The 14,978-nt window shown below is 71.3% G+C and carries 15 protein-coding genes; 8 read left to right on the top strand and 7 right to left on the bottom strand.

Translation table 11 applies throughout. The features are described 5' to 3' along the window. Nucleotides 1-59 precede the first annotated feature (59 nt). From BIU98_RS14425 to BIU98_RS14405, 5 genes are all read left to right on the top strand, one after another. A complete protein-coding gene (locus BIU98_RS14425) occupies nt 60-842 on the top strand; it encodes a DeoR/GlpR family DNA-binding transcription regulator (RefSeq protein ID WP_071278010.1) in 783 nt (260 codons plus the stop codon). Further along, a complete protein-coding gene (locus tag BIU98_RS14420; RefSeq protein WP_071278007.1) occupies nt 839-2,197 on the top strand; it encodes a 6-phospho-beta-glucosidase in 1,359 nt (452 codons plus the stop codon). The genes BIU98_RS14425 and BIU98_RS14420 overlap by 4 nt, the downstream gene beginning before the upstream one ends. Before the next feature lie 285 nt (nt 2,198-2,482). Then, nucleotides 2,483-3,256 (top strand): LamB/YcsF family protein, encoded by a 774-nt coding sequence (locus BIU98_RS14415; protein WP_083393274.1) that lies wholly within the window; start codon nt 2,483-2,485, stop codon nt 3,254-3,256. After that, nucleotides 3,253-3,915 carry an allophanate hydrolase subunit 1 gene (locus BIU98_RS14410; protein WP_071278004.1) on the top strand — a complete coding sequence of 221 codons (663 nt, stop codon included), beginning with the start codon at nt 3,253-3,255 and terminating at the stop codon, nt 3,913-3,915. The genes BIU98_RS14415 and BIU98_RS14410 overlap by 4 nt, the downstream gene beginning before the upstream one ends. Continuing rightward, nucleotides 3,912-4,793, top strand: a complete 882-nt coding sequence (locus BIU98_RS14405; protein WP_071278000.1) for a biotin-dependent carboxyltransferase family protein — start codon at nt 3,912-3,914, stop codon at nt 4,791-4,793. Before BIU98_RS14410 ends, BIU98_RS14405 begins: the two co-directional genes overlap by 4 nt. A gap of 4 nt (nt 4,794-4,797) precedes the next feature. Here BIU98_RS14405 and BIU98_RS14400 read toward each other — a convergent pair whose 3' ends face one another. From BIU98_RS14400 to BIU98_RS14375, 6 genes are all read right to left on the bottom strand, one after another. Then, nucleotides 4,798-5,556 (bottom strand): glycoside hydrolase family 16 protein, encoded by a 759-nt coding sequence (locus tag BIU98_RS14400; RefSeq protein WP_083393300.1) that lies wholly within the window; start codon nt 5,554-5,556, stop codon nt 4,798-4,800. Nucleotides 5,557-5,704: 148 nt separating this feature from the next. Then, complete coding sequence (locus tag BIU98_RS14395) at nt 5,705-6,979, bottom strand: type II toxin-antitoxin system HipA family toxin (RefSeq protein ID WP_071277994.1); 1,275 nt, start codon at nt 6,977-6,979, stop codon at nt 5,705-5,707. After that, entirely contained in the window at nt 6,976-7,272 is a 297-nt protein-coding gene (locus tag BIU98_RS14390) for a helix-turn-helix transcriptional regulator (RefSeq protein WP_071278327.1), read from the bottom strand. The genes BIU98_RS14395 and BIU98_RS14390 overlap by 4 nt, the downstream gene beginning before the upstream one ends. A gap of 86 nt (nt 7,273-7,358) precedes the next feature. After that, complete coding sequence (locus BIU98_RS14385) at nt 7,359-8,399, bottom strand: DUF2891 family protein (RefSeq protein ID WP_071277991.1); 1,041 nt, start codon at nt 8,397-8,399, stop codon at nt 7,359-7,361. Next, entirely contained in the window at nt 8,386-9,477 is a 1,092-nt protein-coding gene (locus BIU98_RS14380; protein ID WP_071277988.1) for a DUF979 domain-containing protein, read from the bottom strand. Before BIU98_RS14380 ends, BIU98_RS14385 begins: the two co-directional genes overlap by 14 nt. Further along, on the bottom strand, nt 9,474-10,181 hold the full coding sequence (locus BIU98_RS14375; RefSeq protein WP_071277985.1) for a DUF969 domain-containing protein: 708 nt from the start codon (nt 10,179-10,181) through the stop codon (nt 9,474-9,476). The genes BIU98_RS14380 and BIU98_RS14375 overlap by 4 nt, the downstream gene beginning before the upstream one ends. A 118-nt stretch (nt 10,182-10,299) precedes the next feature. Here BIU98_RS14375 and BIU98_RS14370 point away from each other — a divergent pair, with 118 nt between their 5' ends. From BIU98_RS14370 to BIU98_RS14360, 3 genes are all read left to right on the top strand, one after another. Then, nucleotides 10,300-10,944, top strand: coding sequence for a GntR family transcriptional regulator (locus tag BIU98_RS14370; protein ID WP_071277982.1), 645 nt, complete (start codon nt 10,300-10,302; stop codon nt 10,942-10,944). 94 nt (nt 10,945-11,038) lie between these two features. Continuing rightward, the gene (locus BIU98_RS14365; protein WP_071277979.1) at nt 11,039-12,256 is read left to right on the top strand and encodes a glycoside hydrolase family 76 protein; all 1,218 of its coding nucleotides are present in this window, start codon (nt 11,039-11,041) and stop codon (nt 12,254-12,256) included. Continuing rightward, on the top strand, nt 12,253-13,167 hold the full coding sequence (locus BIU98_RS14360; RefSeq protein WP_083393272.1) for an ROK family protein: 915 nt from the start codon (nt 12,253-12,255) through the stop codon (nt 13,165-13,167). Before BIU98_RS14365 ends, BIU98_RS14360 begins: the two co-directional genes overlap by 4 nt. On the opposite strand, the gene BIU98_RS14355 is transcribed toward BIU98_RS14360, so the two are convergent. Then, nucleotides 13,157-14,938, bottom strand: coding sequence for a class I mannose-6-phosphate isomerase (locus BIU98_RS14355; RefSeq protein ID WP_139200759.1), 1,782 nt, complete (start codon nt 14,936-14,938; stop codon nt 13,157-13,159). The two genes, BIU98_RS14360 and BIU98_RS14355, sit on opposite strands and share 11 nt — an antisense overlap. Between the last annotated feature and the right edge of the window lie 40 nt (nt 14,939-14,978).

Raw genomic sequence — 14,978 nt, 5'->3', positions numbered from 1 at the left:
TCACCCACCGGCTTGCGCGAACTTGCTTGCTTCTGCTCGATCTGCGTTACTGTGGCGCCATGATCCTGCGTGACCGCCAGAACCGCATCATCCGGGTACTCCGGGCTGACGGTGCTGCCTCGGTGCAGGAACTGGCCGACGCCCTCGCGGTCAGCCCGGCGACGATCCGCCGCGACCTCGAGATGCTCGACCGCAACGGCGAACTCGTCCGCACGTGGGGCGGCGCCGTCCTCCCCCCACGTGCCACCGCGCAGGAGGACACCGACCCGGACGAGGCTGTCGAGACCCCGTTCGAACAGGCGGGCGACCTCGACCTCAAGCGCCGCATGGCCGAGGCCGCCGCCGCCATGGTCACCGACGGCCAGGTCGTCATCCTCGACATCGGCACGACCACGCCGCAGATCGCCGAGCTGCTCCGCGGCCGGGACATCACCGTCATCACCACCAACCTGGCGGTGTTCGACGTGCTCCGGGACGACGAGGCCGTGCGGCTCGTGCTGCTCGGCGGTGTCGTCCGGCGCAACTACCGCACGCTCGTCGGCTCCCTCGCCGAGGCCGCACTCGAGCAGGTCAGCGCTGACCTGCTGTTCCTGTCCTGCACCGGTGTCCGCGCGAACGGACACGTCGTGGACAACATGGCCGTGGAGGCCCCCATCAAGCAGTCCATGATCGCGGCCGCCGACCGCGTGGTGCTGCTCGCGTCCGAGACCAAGTTCCCGGGGAGCGGGGCCCTCCGGCTCTGTTCCCTCACCGACGTCGACACGCTGATCACGACGACCGGCGCCCCCGACGAAACACTCGCACACAGCCGGAACGCCGGCGGAGAGGTCGTCATCACATGAAGCTCTGCATCCTCGGAGGCGGCGGGTTCCGCACGCCGTACGTCTACCAGGCACTCCTCCGCGACACCGGCTCGCCCCGGGTGGAGGAGGTCGCGCTGTACGACGTCGACGAGGTCCGCCTGCACGCGATGGTGGCGATCCTCACCGAGCTCGCGGCGGACTTCCCCGACGCCCCGGTCCTGAAGCCCACGACCGACCTGCACCGCGCGGTCGAGGGCAGCGACTACGTCTTCGCCGCACTCCGCGTGGGTGGGCTCGAGGGGCGCCGTTGCGACGAGCACGTCGCGCTCGACCTCGACGTCCTCGGGCAGGAGACCACCGGCCCCGGCGGGCTCGCGTACGCCATCCGCACCGTCCCGGTCATGGTCGAGGCCGCCAAGGTCATCCGCGACCTCGCGCCGAACGCCTACGTGATGAACTTCACGAACCCGGCCGGCATCATCACCGAGGCCATGCAGACCGTCCTCGGCGACCGTGTGCTCGGCATCTGCGACACCCCGTCCGGCCTCGGGCGCCGGGTCGCCGGCATGCTCGGCCTCGACCACACCCGCGTCCAGATGGACTACGTCGGCCTGAACCACCTCGGGTGGATGCGCCGCGTGATGTACGACGGCCGTGACGTGCTCCCCGAACTGATGGCGGACGACGAGCGCCTCGGTGCCATGGAGGAGGGCCACGTCTTCGGGCTCGACTGGATCCGCAGCCTCGGCGCCATCCCGAACGAGTACCTGTACTACTACTACTTCAACCGCGACGCCGTGCGCTCCATCATCGGCTCCGGCAAGACCCGCGGCGACTTCCTCGCCGAGAGCCAGTCCGCCTTCTACGACCGGGCCACCGCCGCGGGCAACGGCGTCGCCGACCTGTGGCGCGAGACCGTCGCCCGGCGCAGCGCGTCCTACATGGCCGAGGCCAAGGGCGGCACGCAGGACGAGCCCGTGGACTCCAAGGAGCGCGAGACCGACCCGTCGCACCAGGGCTACGCGGGCGTCGCCCTCGGGGTCATGGCCGCGATCAGCCGCAACGAGCGCCAGACGATGATCCTCAACGTCCGGAACAACGGCACCATCGCCGGACTCCCCCGTGACGCCGTGGTCGAGGTCCCGACGATGGTCGACGCGAACGGCGTCCACCCGATGTCCACCGACCAGCCCGACCTGCACCAGATCGGGCTGATGTCCCAGGTCAAGGCGGTCGAGCGCCACACGATCGCCGCCGCCATGACCGGGTCGAAGGACGAGGCGCTCAAGGCCTTCGCGCTCCACCCCCTCGTGGACAGCGTCACGATCGCCCGCGACCTGGTGCGCGGCTACATCGACCGCATCCCGGAGGTCGCGGCGGTGCTCACGAAGTAGGCGCACACCGGACGGGAGGCTCGGTGCCAGCTGGCACCGAGCCTCCCGTCCGTGCGCGGTGACGTCCGTACCTGCGAACGCATCGGATGCGTACGCATGACCCGACACAGCGCCAGTCGATCGACTCCTGCCATGTCGAACACTGCGCGCGCATCGACGCCGAACGAGACCGCCGCTGGCGTTCGACGTCGACGTTGTCGTCCGGAGTCCACCCGCCGCCCCGCTGGCCTCCCCGCCCCCACCGGACTAGATTGTTGAACAACCCGGCGACGACAGGGAGCCCCCGTGACGACGATCGACCTCAACAGCGACCTCGGCGAGGGCTACGGCGCCTGGAGCATGGGTGACGACACCGCGATGCTCGACGTCGTCTCGAGCGCGAACATCGCCTGCGGGTTCCACGCCGGCGACCCGACGATCATGCTCACCACCTGCCGCGCCGCTGCCGAGCGCGGCGTCGCCGTCGGCGCACACGTCGCCTACCGCGACCTCGCGGCCTTCGGCCGGCGCCCGGTGCACGTCACCCCTGACGAGCTCCACGCCGACGTCGTGCACCAGCTCGGCGCGATGACCGCCACCGCCCGCGTCGCCGGCACCGAGGTCAACTACGTCAAGCCGCACGGCGCCCTCTACAACACCGCCTGCGCCGACCCGGTCCAGGCCGAGGCCGTCGTCCGCGCGATCGCCGACGTCGCCCCGTCCCTCGCCGTGCTCGCGCTGCCCGGCTCCGAACTCCTGCTCGCGGCCGAGCGCCACGGACTCCGCGCCGTCAGCGAGGCCTTCGCCGACCGCGCCTACGAACCCGACGGTTCCCTGGTGTCGCGGAGCAAGCCGGGGTCCGTCCTGCACGATCCCGAGCAGGTGGCCCAGCGTGTCCTCCGCATGGTGACCGAGGGCGTCGCGACCGCGGTCGACGGCTCCGAAGTGCCCGTCCGCGCGGACTCCGTCTGCGTCCACGGCGACTCCCCCGACGCCGTGGCGATGGCCAGGGCGATCCGCCGGCTGCTGACCGAGCAGGACATCGACATCGCCCCGTTCTCCCGAGCCACGCCGGCATGACCCTCGACCTGCGTCCCGCCGGCAGCGCGGCCCTGCTCGCGACGTTCGACACCCTCGACGCGGTCACGGCCTTCCGCGCCGGCATCACCGAGCGGCCACCCGGTGTCACCGAGGTCGTCTCCGGCGCACGCACCCTCCTGTTCCGCTACGACCCCACGCACACCGACGCCACCCGCCTCCGCGCGGACCTGGCCCGCGTCACGCCGACCGCAGAAGCAGAAGCAGCAGCAGCAGCCGCCGCAGCCGCAACGACAACGTCCACGACCACGGACGCCCACGTCACGATCCCCGTCACCTACGACGGCGACGACCTCACCGCCGCCGCCGACCTCGCCGGCATGACCCCCGCGGCACTCGTCGCCTGGCACACCGGCCAGGTCTGGACGAGCGCCTTCTGCGGCTTCGCCCCCGGATTCAGCTACCTCACCGGCACAGCATCCTCGCTCGACCTGCCCCGCCGCAGCACCTCCCGCACCGCCGTCCCGAGCGGCGCCGTCGCCCTCGCCGGGGAGTTCAGCGCCGTCTACCCACGCACGTCCCCCGGTGGCTGGCAGCTCATCGGGCGCACCGACGTCCCGATGTGGTCACTCGACCGCGACCCGCCCGCACTCGCCCCCGCAGGCACGCGCATCCGCTTCGTCGACACGAGCAGCGCATGAGCACGCTCACCGTCGAGCGCGTCGGTTTCGGCGTCACCACCCAGGACCTCGGCCGCCCCGGCTTCAGCGACATGGGGCTCGGCGCGGCCGGAGCCGCCGATCGCGGCTCAGCGGCGCTGGCCAACCGGATGGTCGGCAACCGTCCCGACGCAGCCGTCCTGGAGGCCCTGCTCGGCTCCGTCTCGCTCCGTTCCGACGCCCACGTGGTCGCCGCCGTCACCGGCGCGGCCTGCGCGGTCGAGGTCGAGCGGGCGGACGGCAGCGTCCGCGGCGCCGCCGCGAACGAGGTGCTGCTGCTCGGCCCCGGTGACACCGTGCACCTCGGCGTCCCCGACGTCGGCCTCCGCTCGTACGTCGCCGTCCGTGGCGGGTTCGCCGTCGAACCGGTCCTCGGCAGCCGCTCGTGGGACTCGCTCGCGCAGCTCGGTCCCGCTCCGCTGCGGGTCGGTGACGCGCTGCCCGTCGGGGACGAGGCCGACGGGTGGCCCGTCGTCGACGCCGTCGCGCCGCCGCTCGGGCCCTGGCCGTGGGAGCCCGTCGTGCTCGACGTCGTCCCGGGTCCGCGGGACGACTGGTTCACGCCTGGGTGGCCGACCACCCTGACCGGGCAGGACCACCTCGTCAGTCCGGACAGCGACCGCGTCGGCGTCCGGACCACCGCGGCCGAGCCCCTCGTCCGCGCGGTCACGCGGGAACTGCCGAGCGAGGGCGTCGAGACCGGCTCGCTCCAGGTGCCGCCGGACGGCTTCCCCGTCCTGTTCCTCGCCGACCACCCGGTGACCGGCGGGTACCCGGTCGTCGCGGTCCTCACGCCCGCGTCCGTCGACCGTGCCGCCCAGCTCCGGCCGGGCGACACGGTCCGCTTCCGGATCGCCTGACCGGTCAGCCGACGTAGGCGTACGTGCTGACCCAGTCGATGTCGAGGTGGCCCGACTGACCCCAGTTCCCGACCTGGAACATGTACCGGTGCGGCGTCGTCGGGACGTCCACCGTCACGGTCCGGAGGACCTTGCCGTCCACCAGGTAGGTCACTGACCTGCCGGGGATCCACTCGACCGAGTAGGTGTGCCACTTCCGCCAGGACACCCCGGTGCTGATGCTCGTCGCGCTGGCTTCCCGACCCGGCGTCATCGAGTGCTGGAAGGCCATCGGCGTGCTCTCGAAGTTGCCCTCCGGGAAGTCGATCTCACCGTCCGACCACACGTTCGAGGACGGCCACACCATGAAGGCCGCGCCGTTGCCCGTTCCGCCCTCGGCCCGGGCGCGGACGGAGAACTTGCCGCCCACGTGCGACCAGGCTCCGTTCGGCGTGCCGAACGTGCCCGCGGTTCCATGTGCGCCGTCGAGGGCGACACGCATCACGCCGTCGCGGGCACTGACCTGCGAGCTGGAGGAGTAGATCCCCGACGTGCCGTCCGGGTAGGGCTGCCAGGCGTTCGCGTAGGTCCGGGCGAACGGCCCGTTCGCCGCGGCCGAGGTGTGGAAGTTCTCCTTGAAGGTCTGCTTGAACTTCCCGACGTCGCCGACCGGTGCCGAGACGCCGGCCTGCGCCACCGAGGACGACCCGATCGGCACGGCGACGAGTGCGGCGCCGAGGACGACGGCGGCGAGGACTGCTCTGGTGGTTGTGCGCTTCTGCATGGTGGTCACTCCCTGATGTGACGCTCGACACCGGATCCCTGCGGTGTCGTGCCGGCTCTCGGCTGTCCACAGAACGTAGTTGCAATCAACAATGACCGCAGGGGCTTGACATCCGATGTCGTTGTTGCAATCACCGCGGGAACAGCCGTCAGCGCAGGTCGGTGTCGAGCGACCGTGCCCACGCGAGTTGCGGAGACGAGAACGCGCCGCGGTAGCCCGCCCGTTGCCGCTCGTCGAGCCCGAGGCGCGTCGCGACCGCCTCCCAGTTCGACACCGCGCGCGCGACTCTCGCGATGACCCGCCGCGCAGCAGCGTCGCTGAGCTGGAAGGTGCTCGCCACCTGGAGGAGGTGCTCCAGTCTGCGGTCCGAGGGGTCGTCGTCGTCGCTGATGGCCCGGGAGTCGATGACTCCGCGCTGGCGGCTGGGGTTGACGTCGAAGACCGGCGACAACCGCCAACCCTGCGCACCGTGGAGGAACGCGTGGTTCCGCCAGTGGTCATCGACGTTGTTGATCAAGACGGTCAGCGCGATCCGCCCGAACATCTCGTGCAGGTCGACGACCGGCGCTGCACTCCATTCGGCGATCGCATCGGCGAAGTCCTCGTAGGTCTCGGTCGAACCGTCGTCGTGGAGACCGAGGCGGAGGGCGGTCCGTCCTGACATGTACCCGAACCGACGTCCCGCTGCGTCGCGGTCGAACCGCGTCGAGAGCAACACCGCGCGCCCACTCGGGGACGCTTCCACCGACCAGCGCGGAGTGACGAGGCCGCTGTCGGCAGCGAGGGTCAACGCAACGGCTTCCCAGCGCTCCACGTCGAAGCGACCGTCCTTCGAATGCGGCAGCTTGGCGATCGCGAGACTCCCGTCATCGAGGACCACGTTCGCCTTCGGACGGGCTCCCCCCGGCGATGTGGCCACCTCGTTGAGGTACGCGATGTCGTCATCGCTCGCCTCGTCATCGTCGTAGCGTTGCGTCACATCGAGGATCCGCTGCAGGTCGTGCACGTTGGCAACGCCGCTCTCGTCCGAGAGCCACGACCCGGCAGCCCGGAGGCGGATCGCACCCACACGGGTGTGGTCAGCGACGCCGAGCAGGTAGTCGAACTCGCCCAACCGCGGCGGGAGGGAGTCGTCCTGCCGGCGGCGACGAGCGTGGTCGGCGCGGATCAGCTTCTGGCCCCAGTCGTCCGGCACGGTGTCACTGAACGCGCCCGGGAGGGTCTGGTTCTCGGCCGTGTAGATCCGAGTCCGCTCGAGAGGGAGATCCGGCGAGATCGCCCACCCGCCTCGCAACCACGCATCGTCGTACTCGAATGACGACGAGGCCAGCATGCGCCCGCGCATGAACGACGGGCGGAGCGTTCCGACGCGCCGGTCGACGTCCTGCTCAGCGATCCAGACCTCGATGGCTTCCGGGGTCACAGCGCACCCCCTCCACGCAGGATGTCGTCGATACGCGCCCGTGCAGCGTCGTTGTCGTACGGGTCGATCCCCGCCACTGCGGCGTCTGCGATGCCCAACGCTCCGAGGACGGCGAACAACGAGTCGATGCGCCCCCCGGTGCCGGCCTCGATGGCCCGGAGCGTCTGGCGGGAGACGGCAGCACGCTCTGCGAGCTCAGCAGCAGACAGCCCGTTGATCGAGCGCCACCGCCGGATGTTCTCACCGAAGGCGACCAGCTGCCGGCGACGGCGTGGTGAAGAACGTTGGACCATGACGGACATGGTGACACGAATTCGTGCCAGAAAGCGCCCGAACGGGCATGTTCTCCACCCAGACGTGTGAGCGCACGCGCGGGTCGTCAGCGGACGGCGTGCTCGCGGGCCTCCATCGCGTCCCAGGCGAAGCTGGCCAACCAGTGCGTCGAGTAGTACTCCTCGCCGACACTCGCGGCGAGCCCGGACACGAGCAGACGCTCGGCCGCATCGTCGAGCAGGTCAGCCAGACCGTCGGGCGACGAGCCCGCAGCACGCAGCGCGTCCGCGATCCGACGGGCAGCGCCGGCCCGGGACAGATCGAGGCCGAACAGGTGGACCTGCTGCGGGTCGTTCTCGTCGCGGACCACCGTCGACTGCAGGATCGCGTCGTCGGGGCGCACCTCGGAGCAGAACGCACGGACCCACGGGACGAACTCTGCCGGGGGCAGGACCGCTCGCATGAGGTCGGCCTCGGCCAGGCCCGCCGACAGGAAGTCGTGCCCACTGCGCTCCCACGCGAAGGGCCAGCCGGTGTCCGCACCGAACCACTCGCGGGCAGCGCGCTCACACGTCGCGGCGAGCTCGTCGCGTCCGAGCGACCGGGCGGCCTCGAGCACGAGCTGCAGCCCGAACGCGGAGTTCGAGTGCACGCCGTGCCGGACGGGGTGGGCGGCGCCGTCGACCCAGCGGGTGACGAGGTCCTCGATCGCGTCGACCACGGGCACGAACCCGGGGGCGAGCGCACGGACGGCCGGCACCGGCGACGACGTGACCTCCGCCGCCAGGCGCATGACCCAGGCCCAGCCGTAGGGACGCTCGAAGTGCGACGCACTGCGCAGGTAGGCCGCCTCGGTCGCGAGGTGGTCCGCGGTCAGGTGGGCCTGCAGGATCGTGGTGATCCGGGCCTCCAGGCTGGCCGGCAGGCCGAACGCGACCAACCGGGCGGCGAGCCAGTGCATGTGCACCGACGAGTGCCAGTCGTAGGAGGTGGCGAAGGCGGGGTGCAGCTCGACGGGCAGGGCCCGGTCGTCCGGGCTCACCGTCGTGTGCTGCGAGGCGTAGGGGTACTCGCGGGTGGTGTTGTCCGCGGCGACCGCGGCGAAGTCCGCGGCCCAGGCGGCGCGGGTGGGCTCAGAAGGCGACAACGTACATGACTCCCATGTTGACGACGAGCAGGATGGCAGCGGTCGGGATCTGGGCCTTGATCGGGCCGTACTTGTCCGTCATCTCGAGCAGGGCGGCCGGGACGAGGTTGAAGTTCGCGGCCATCGGGGTGACGAGCGTGCCGCAGAAGCCGGCGAGCATGCCGATGGCGAAGATCGCCGCCGGGTTGCCGTCGAAGCCCTGCACCAGGACCGGCCAGCCGATCGCGGCGGTCATGATCGGGAACGCGGCGAACGCGTTGCCCATGATGATGGTGAAGAGGGCCATGCCGAGGCAGTAGACGACCACCGCGGCGAGCAGCGAGCCGCTCGGCAGGATCGACTTGATGATCGTGCCGACCGCGTCGCCGACCCCGGCCTGGGTGAAGACGATGCCGAGCGTGGAGAGCATCTGCGGGAGCAGCGCCGCCCAGCCGATGGCCTGCAGGAGACGGCCACCCTCGCGGATGGGTGTGGCGATCTTCGGCGGCCGCAGGACGAACACCGCGACGACCACGGCCAGCACTGAACCGATGCCGAGCCCGGTGAGGGTCGCGCTGCCCTCGGCGAGCAGCGGCTTGCCACCGATGTGGACGAGCGGGCCGAGGGTGGCGACCAGGACGGCGACGACCGGGACGACGAGTGCCGGGATGAAGAGCCGGTTGCCGAAGCGCGTCGCGAAGGTCGCTCGTTCCTCGGGCGAGGTCGTCGCGAGCACGCTCGTGCTGTCGCTCGACTGCCGGGCCATCGCGCCCGTGGGTTCCGCCGGGCCGGTCTCCGCGCCGACGCCTGCGCCGGGGACGCTCGCCACGCGGGTGCGGCTCGGCTTGCCACCCCTGGCGGTGGTGCCGGTGAAGCCGAGGCCGGCGAGCGCCACCATCACCAGGACCGCGATGCCGAGCACCCACGACGGAGCGGTCTTGGCGGCGACGAACGTGCCGTAGAAGAAGGAGACGCCGAGGATGGCCCAGAACGCCGCGTTGCCGAGGCGCTTGGCGTGCTCCCGGTCCGTGACGATGAGCACCGCGACCGCGATGAAGAACGCGCCGATGAGCCAGTAGAGCCATTCGCTGGTGATCACGCTGCCACCCCTGCCGTGGTCGAGGCGCCGCGCATGTCCGCCGCCATCTTGTCGAGCTTGCGGTCGAACAGCAGCAACCGCGCGCCGTGCACCAGCAGCGCGGCGATGCCCGTCGGGATCGCCCAGAGCGCGAGGTCGATCGGCTCGAGCGCCAGGTCGTACGTCGCGTCGACGAACGTCGTGATGAGCAGGATCGAGCCGACCGCGACGAAGACGTCCTCACCGAAGAACACGCCGACGGTGTCGGAGGACGCGGAGAAGCCCTTGATCTTCTCGCGCATCGGGTCGTCCACGCGGCCGTACTTCTTGATGGCGGCGCCCTCGGCCATCGGGTACACGAGCGGGCGCACCGTCTGGGCCGGACCGCCGATGCTCGTCAGGCCCACGGCGGCGGTGACCTGCCGGATCGCGAGGTACCCGGCGAGCAGGCGACCGGTGGTCAGCTTGTCGAGCTTCGCGATGAGCCGCTTGGCCTGGTCCTGCAGGCCGTAGCGCTCGATCAGGCCGATGACCGGCAGCACGAGCGCGAAGGTCGTGACGCTGCGGCTGGAGGCGAAGCCGTCGCCGAACGCGGTGAGGATGCCGACGGGACCGATCCCGCCGATGGCCGCGGTGACGATGCCCGCGACGGTGACGACGAGCAGCGCGTTGACGCGCAGTGCGAAGCCGATGATGACGACGGCGACGCCGATGAGGACGAACATGCGGGACAGTCTGGACTGCATTGTTCAACAATCACAAGCCTCTCCCGGGACTTGTAACACGTCGGTCACACACGCCCCCTGTGGAGGAGTCGTCCCCCGGCCGTGTCAGGATCGGGGCATGAGCCGAACCGTCAGCGGCGCCGAGTCCTCCGCGACCCGGCTGCGCACGATGATCGCGTCCGGCGACTTCGCCCCGGGGACGCAGCTGTCCGAGGAGCGGTTGAGCGACCAGCTCGGGGTGTCCCGGAACACGCTGCGCGAGGCGTTCCGGCTCCTCGCCCGCGACCGACTCGTCGAGCACGTCTTCAACCGCGGCGTGTTCGTCCGCCGCCTCTCGGCCGCCGACGTCGTCGACCTCTACGCCGCCCGACGCGTGCTCGAAGCAGCGGCCGTGTGGGCGTGCACGCCGTCCTCGCCCGCACTCGCCGACGCAGCCTCGGCGGTCTCCGAGGCACGTGCCGCCGCGGCCACGGGCGACTGGCGCGCCGTCGGCACCGCCGACATCCGCTTCCACGCAGCACTCGTCAGAGCCGTCCCGAGCGAGCGCATCTGGGGCCTGATGGACGGGCTGCTCGCCGAGATGCGGCTCGCGTTCCTCACGACCGACGACCCCGGCTCCTTCCACGCCGGGTTCGTCGAGCGGAACGAGGCGATCGTCGCTGCCCTGCGCGCCGACGACCGGGCCACGGCGGCCGCGCTGCTCGCGGACTACCTCGACGACGCCGAGCGGACCCTGCGGTCGGCCGCCGACGCAGCACGCTGACGGGAGGCTCGCCACTCGTCCGCCACGGACCTCGCCCTTGTCACCGGGCCACGGGACGCTTATGGTAACGATACCAACGCGAAGGAGAGCAACGATGCTCAGTTCGACTCGAAGCGCGACCGTCCGCGGCGCACAGGTCACCGCGGCCGCGGTCGTCCTCGGTCTCGCCGTGTCCGGCGCACCGCAGGCCGCCCAGGCAGCGACGGGATCGCCCGACGCCGTCTGGCAGCAGCGTGCCAGTGCGACCTACGACGCCATGCAGGACGCCCTGTACACCGGCTCCGCGGGACACGGCCTGTACCGGGAGAACACCGACACGACCACCGGCAACCCGTACTCGTACCTCTGGGAGTACCGCGAAGCGACCCAGGCGACGCTCGACCTGCAGGGCATCGACGGCGTCGGGCCCGCCTACACGCACGCCGCGGCCGCGCGGGTCGACGGCTTCGAGCGCTACCACGCGGTCGCTCCCGGGGGCCGCCCCGGGTACGAGTCGTACCTCCCCGCACCGCTCGGCACCGGCGGCGACGTCTACTACGACGACAACGCCGTGGTCGGTCTGTCGTTCGTCAGCCAGTACCAGGCGACCGAGGACCCGGCTGCCCTCGACCACGCCGAGGCCGCCTTCGACGTGGCCGTGCGGAGCTGGAACCCCGACACCACCCTGACCTGCCCGGGCGGCTCGGACTGGATCGACCGGCCGGACAACACCACGCGTGCGGCCAACGTCACCGGACTCACCGCGCAGCTCGCCGCGCACCTGTACGAGGAGACGGGCACCTCGTCGTACCTCCGCTGGAGCACGAAGCTGTACGACTGGAACAACCGGTGCCTGAAGCAGTCGGCCGGGCTGTACCGGAACAGCATCGGCGACGACGGCACGGTCGACCCGACCCTGTGGACGTACAACTCGGGCGCCATGATCGGCACCGCCACGATCCTCTACCGCGCCACCGAGGACCCGAAGTACCTGCAGCAGGCCACGGCCGCGGCGAAGGCCTCGCTGCGGTACTGGACCGCGGAGGACCGCCTGCAGCAGCAGCCCGCTGTGTTCAACGCCTTCTACGTGAAGGACCTGCTGCTGCTCGACTCCGTCCAGCACGACCCGTCCTACCGCGCGGCCGCCGAACAGTGGGCCACCGCGACCTGGCGGGACAACCGCGACCCGGCCACCGGGCTGTTCCACTTCCAGCCGAGCGGGGGTGGCGACCCCGACTGGGACCGCCCCGCAGCGACGCTCGACCAGGCCGCGATGATCCAGGTCTTCGCCGTGCTCGGCTGGTCGTCCGACCGACTCGGCGAGGTCAGTTGACCACCGACCAGAACGGACGGGCTCCCGTCGGCGTCATGGACGTCGGCGGGAGCCACGTCACGGCCGCGCTCGTCGACCCCACGGCTCCCGGGGACGTGCTGGTCGAGCGTGGCGCGGACATCGACCCGCACGCGCCGCTCGACGTCCTGCTCGAGCAGCTCACCGGCCCGGCACGCGAGCTCGCGAGGACGCGCCCGGTGCCCGGCTGGGCGGTCGCGATGCCCGGTCCGTTCGACTACCGGGCCGGCACGGGGACCTTCGCCGGGGTGGACAAGTTCCAGGCACTGGCAGGCATCGACCTGCGCGGCGCCCTCGCCGAACGACTCGCGGTCGGACCGGACGCCGTGCGGTTCTGCAACGACGCGGTCGCGTACGGCATCGGCGAGTGGGCCGCCGGCGCTGGTGCACGCGCGCACCGGACGATCTGCATCACGCTCGGCACCGGCGTCGGCTCGGCGTTCCTCGTCGACGGCGTCGAGGTCAGCACCGGCGAGACCGTGCCCGAGGAGGGCGAGGTCCACCGCTTGACGATCGACGGTCGTCCGCTCGAGGACACGTTCTCCTCCCCCGCACTCCGACGTGACCAGCTGCGACGCTCCGGTCGGACGAGCTCGGTGGCGGAGATCTGCGCGCTCGCCCGAGCCGGGGACGACACCGCCCGCGACGTGCTCGACACGGCGGCGTCCGCACTCGGGGTCGCGCTCCGGCCGTGGGTCGAGCGCTTCCGCGCCGAGCGCATCGTCGTCGGCGGGTCGATCGCGCGGTCCTGGGACGTCGTCGCGCCACCGCTCCGGGCGGGTCTCGGACGGTCGGCCGACCACGCCGTCGTCGTCCCCGCAGCGCTCGGCGCGCGGGCACCGCTGTCGGGTGCCGCCGTCGTGTGGCAGCGGCACCCGGACGTCAGTCGCTGAGGCCGGTCCCGCGGACCGATGCCTTCACGGTGCCGAGCCGCTGCCCGACCCCGGCACCCCAGGGGCGGATCGTGTAGCGCCCGACGCTCGCCGGGACGATGAAGGTCTCGGCGTAGTGCACGACGAAGGGCTCGAAAGCGCCGTCCGGGCTCTCGACGACGGCCTCGGCGCCCTCGACGAGGTTCAGCACGTTGACGGTGCCGTCCGTGTCGTGTGGGACGACGTCGTCGAACCAGTGCCGACGGACCTCGATGAACTCGAGCTCGTGCAGGCCGGTGCGCTCCTCGACCCAGCCGTCCCCCCGCGCGACCTCGGTCACCTGGTTCACGAGTTCGTCCCGGGCGAAGTCGGTGCGGCGGTCCCACTGGATGTTCGCGAAGGCGTGGTCGAGGTGGACCGGACGCGGGACGCCGTCCATGCCGACCCGGCCCCAGTCCCACATCTTGAACGTGAAGATGTACGGCGTCGCCGAGATCTCCAGGACCATCGAGTCGGCACCGGAGCAGTGCACGGTGCCGGCGGGGATGAGGAAGTGGTCGTGCTTCTTCGCCGGGAAGGTGTTCACGAACCGGTCCGCCGGGAAGGGGTCCTGCCCGTCGGACGCCGACCGGAGCGCGACCCGCATCGCCTCGGGGTCGGTGTCGTCGCGGACGCCGAGGTAGACGACGGCGTCGTCGGCCGCGTCGAGCATGTAGTAGCTCTCGTCCTGCGTGTACGGCATCCCGAACACGTTCTGCATGTAGTCCGTCAGCGGGTGGACCTGCAGGGAGAGGTTGCCGCCGGACATCGTGTCGAGGAAGTCGAACCGGATCGGGAACTCGGCACCGAAGCGGGCGAAGGTCTTCGCGCCGAGGAGCTCGCGCGGGTGCCGGAACACGAGGTCGAGCGCCGGGAGCTCGACGACGGTGTCGTCGATGCGGAAGAGCAGGCTGTTCTCCTCCGGGACGCAGTCGAAGCACCAGGCGTAGTTGTCGGCGTCCCCGACCTCGAGGACCTCCTTCATCCACTGGCCGCCCCACACGCCGGGGTCGAAGAACGGCACGACGCGGAACGGCCGCCGGCTCGCGAGCTCGAGCCCGGCGCGGAACGTGTCGGCGCTGATCAGCTTGGCCTCGGCCATCGACCCGTTCGCGTCGAGGACCAGGTCGATGCGGTCGAAGAGCGTGCGCTTGTGCCGGTCGGCGATCCGCCACTCGACGAAGTACCCGCGCTTGACCTTGCGGAGCTGGTCCTCGTCGCCGTTGTCGGCGCGCCAGTTCGGGGCACCGGCACGCTGTCGGCGCTGGATCTCCCAGCGGGCGAGGTCGGCGAGCACCACCGTGTCGAACCGCTCGGGGACGAGGGTGGCGCCCCAGCCGATGACCACGACGGCACCCCCGGCAGCGCGGACCCGCTCGGCGACCTGCTCGAGGCGCTCCTGGTCGTAGAGGTCGCTCAGCACCTGGTGGCCCAGCACGCCGAAGACCCGGTCGTCGGTGAGGTTCACGGCGATGCGGTCCTCGATCTCGGCGGTGGGCAGGGCGGCCGCGTCCTCGACGTCGATCACGAGGGCGTCCGGCGCCACGGCGGCGAGTTCACGGCGGAGCCCGTCGAGGTCACTGCCGGGGTACGTGTCGACGGCCATCGTGCGGGGACCGGGGCCGTCGAGCCGGGACGCGAGCTGCTGCCAGGTGCGCTCGGCAGCCCAGACGTCGTGGCCGGGCGGGAGGTCGATGACGGGGGCCTTGTCGTACTGGCCGGCGGTCACGCCTGCGGGCAGGGAGGTGGTCATGGGACCCCTTTCGCGCTGATAACGTTACCAACACTACCGC

This window comes from Curtobacterium sp. MMLR14_010 (assembly GCF_001865015.1).
GTDB lineage: Bacteria > Actinomycetota > Actinomycetes > Actinomycetales > Microbacteriaceae > Curtobacterium.
This window is presented reverse-complemented; position numbering and strand designations above follow the sequence as displayed.

What these genes read in the sequence shown, in the direction of transcription:
- BIU98_RS14425 (WP_071278010.1), top strand. Translation starts at nt 60, where the DNA reads ATGATCCTGCGTGACCGCCAGAACCGCATCATCCGGGTACTCCGGGCT.
- BIU98_RS14420 (WP_071278007.1), top strand. Translation starts at nt 839, where the DNA reads ATGAAGCTCTGCATCCTCGGAGGCGGCGGGTTCCGCACGCCGTACGTC.
- BIU98_RS14410 (WP_071278004.1), top strand. Translation starts at nt 3,253, where the DNA reads ATGACCCTCGACCTGCGTCCCGCCGGCAGCGCGGCCCTGCTCGCGACG.
- BIU98_RS14405 (WP_071278000.1), top strand. Translation starts at nt 3,912, where the DNA reads ATGAGCACGCTCACCGTCGAGCGCGTCGGTTTCGGCGTCACCACCCAG.
- BIU98_RS14400 (WP_083393300.1), bottom strand. Translation starts at nt 5,556, where the DNA reads ATGCAGAAGCGCACAACCACCAGAGCAGTCCTCGCCGCCGTCGTCCTC.
- BIU98_RS14390 (WP_071278327.1), bottom strand. Translation starts at nt 7,272, where the DNA reads ATGGTCCAACGTTCTTCACCACGCCGTCGCCGGCAGCTGGTCGCCTTC.
- BIU98_RS14375 (WP_071277985.1), bottom strand. Translation starts at nt 10,181, where the DNA reads ATGTTCGTCCTCATCGGCGTCGCCGTCGTCATCATCGGCTTCGCACTG.
- BIU98_RS14370 (WP_071277982.1), top strand. Translation starts at nt 10,300, where the DNA reads ATGAGCCGAACCGTCAGCGGCGCCGAGTCCTCCGCGACCCGGCTGCGC.
- BIU98_RS14365 (WP_071277979.1), top strand. Translation starts at nt 11,039, where the DNA reads ATGCTCAGTTCGACTCGAAGCGCGACCGTCCGCGGCGCACAGGTCACC.
- BIU98_RS14355 (WP_139200759.1), bottom strand. Translation starts at nt 14,938, where the DNA reads ATGACCACCTCCCTGCCCGCAGGCGTGACCGCCGGCCAGTACGACAAG.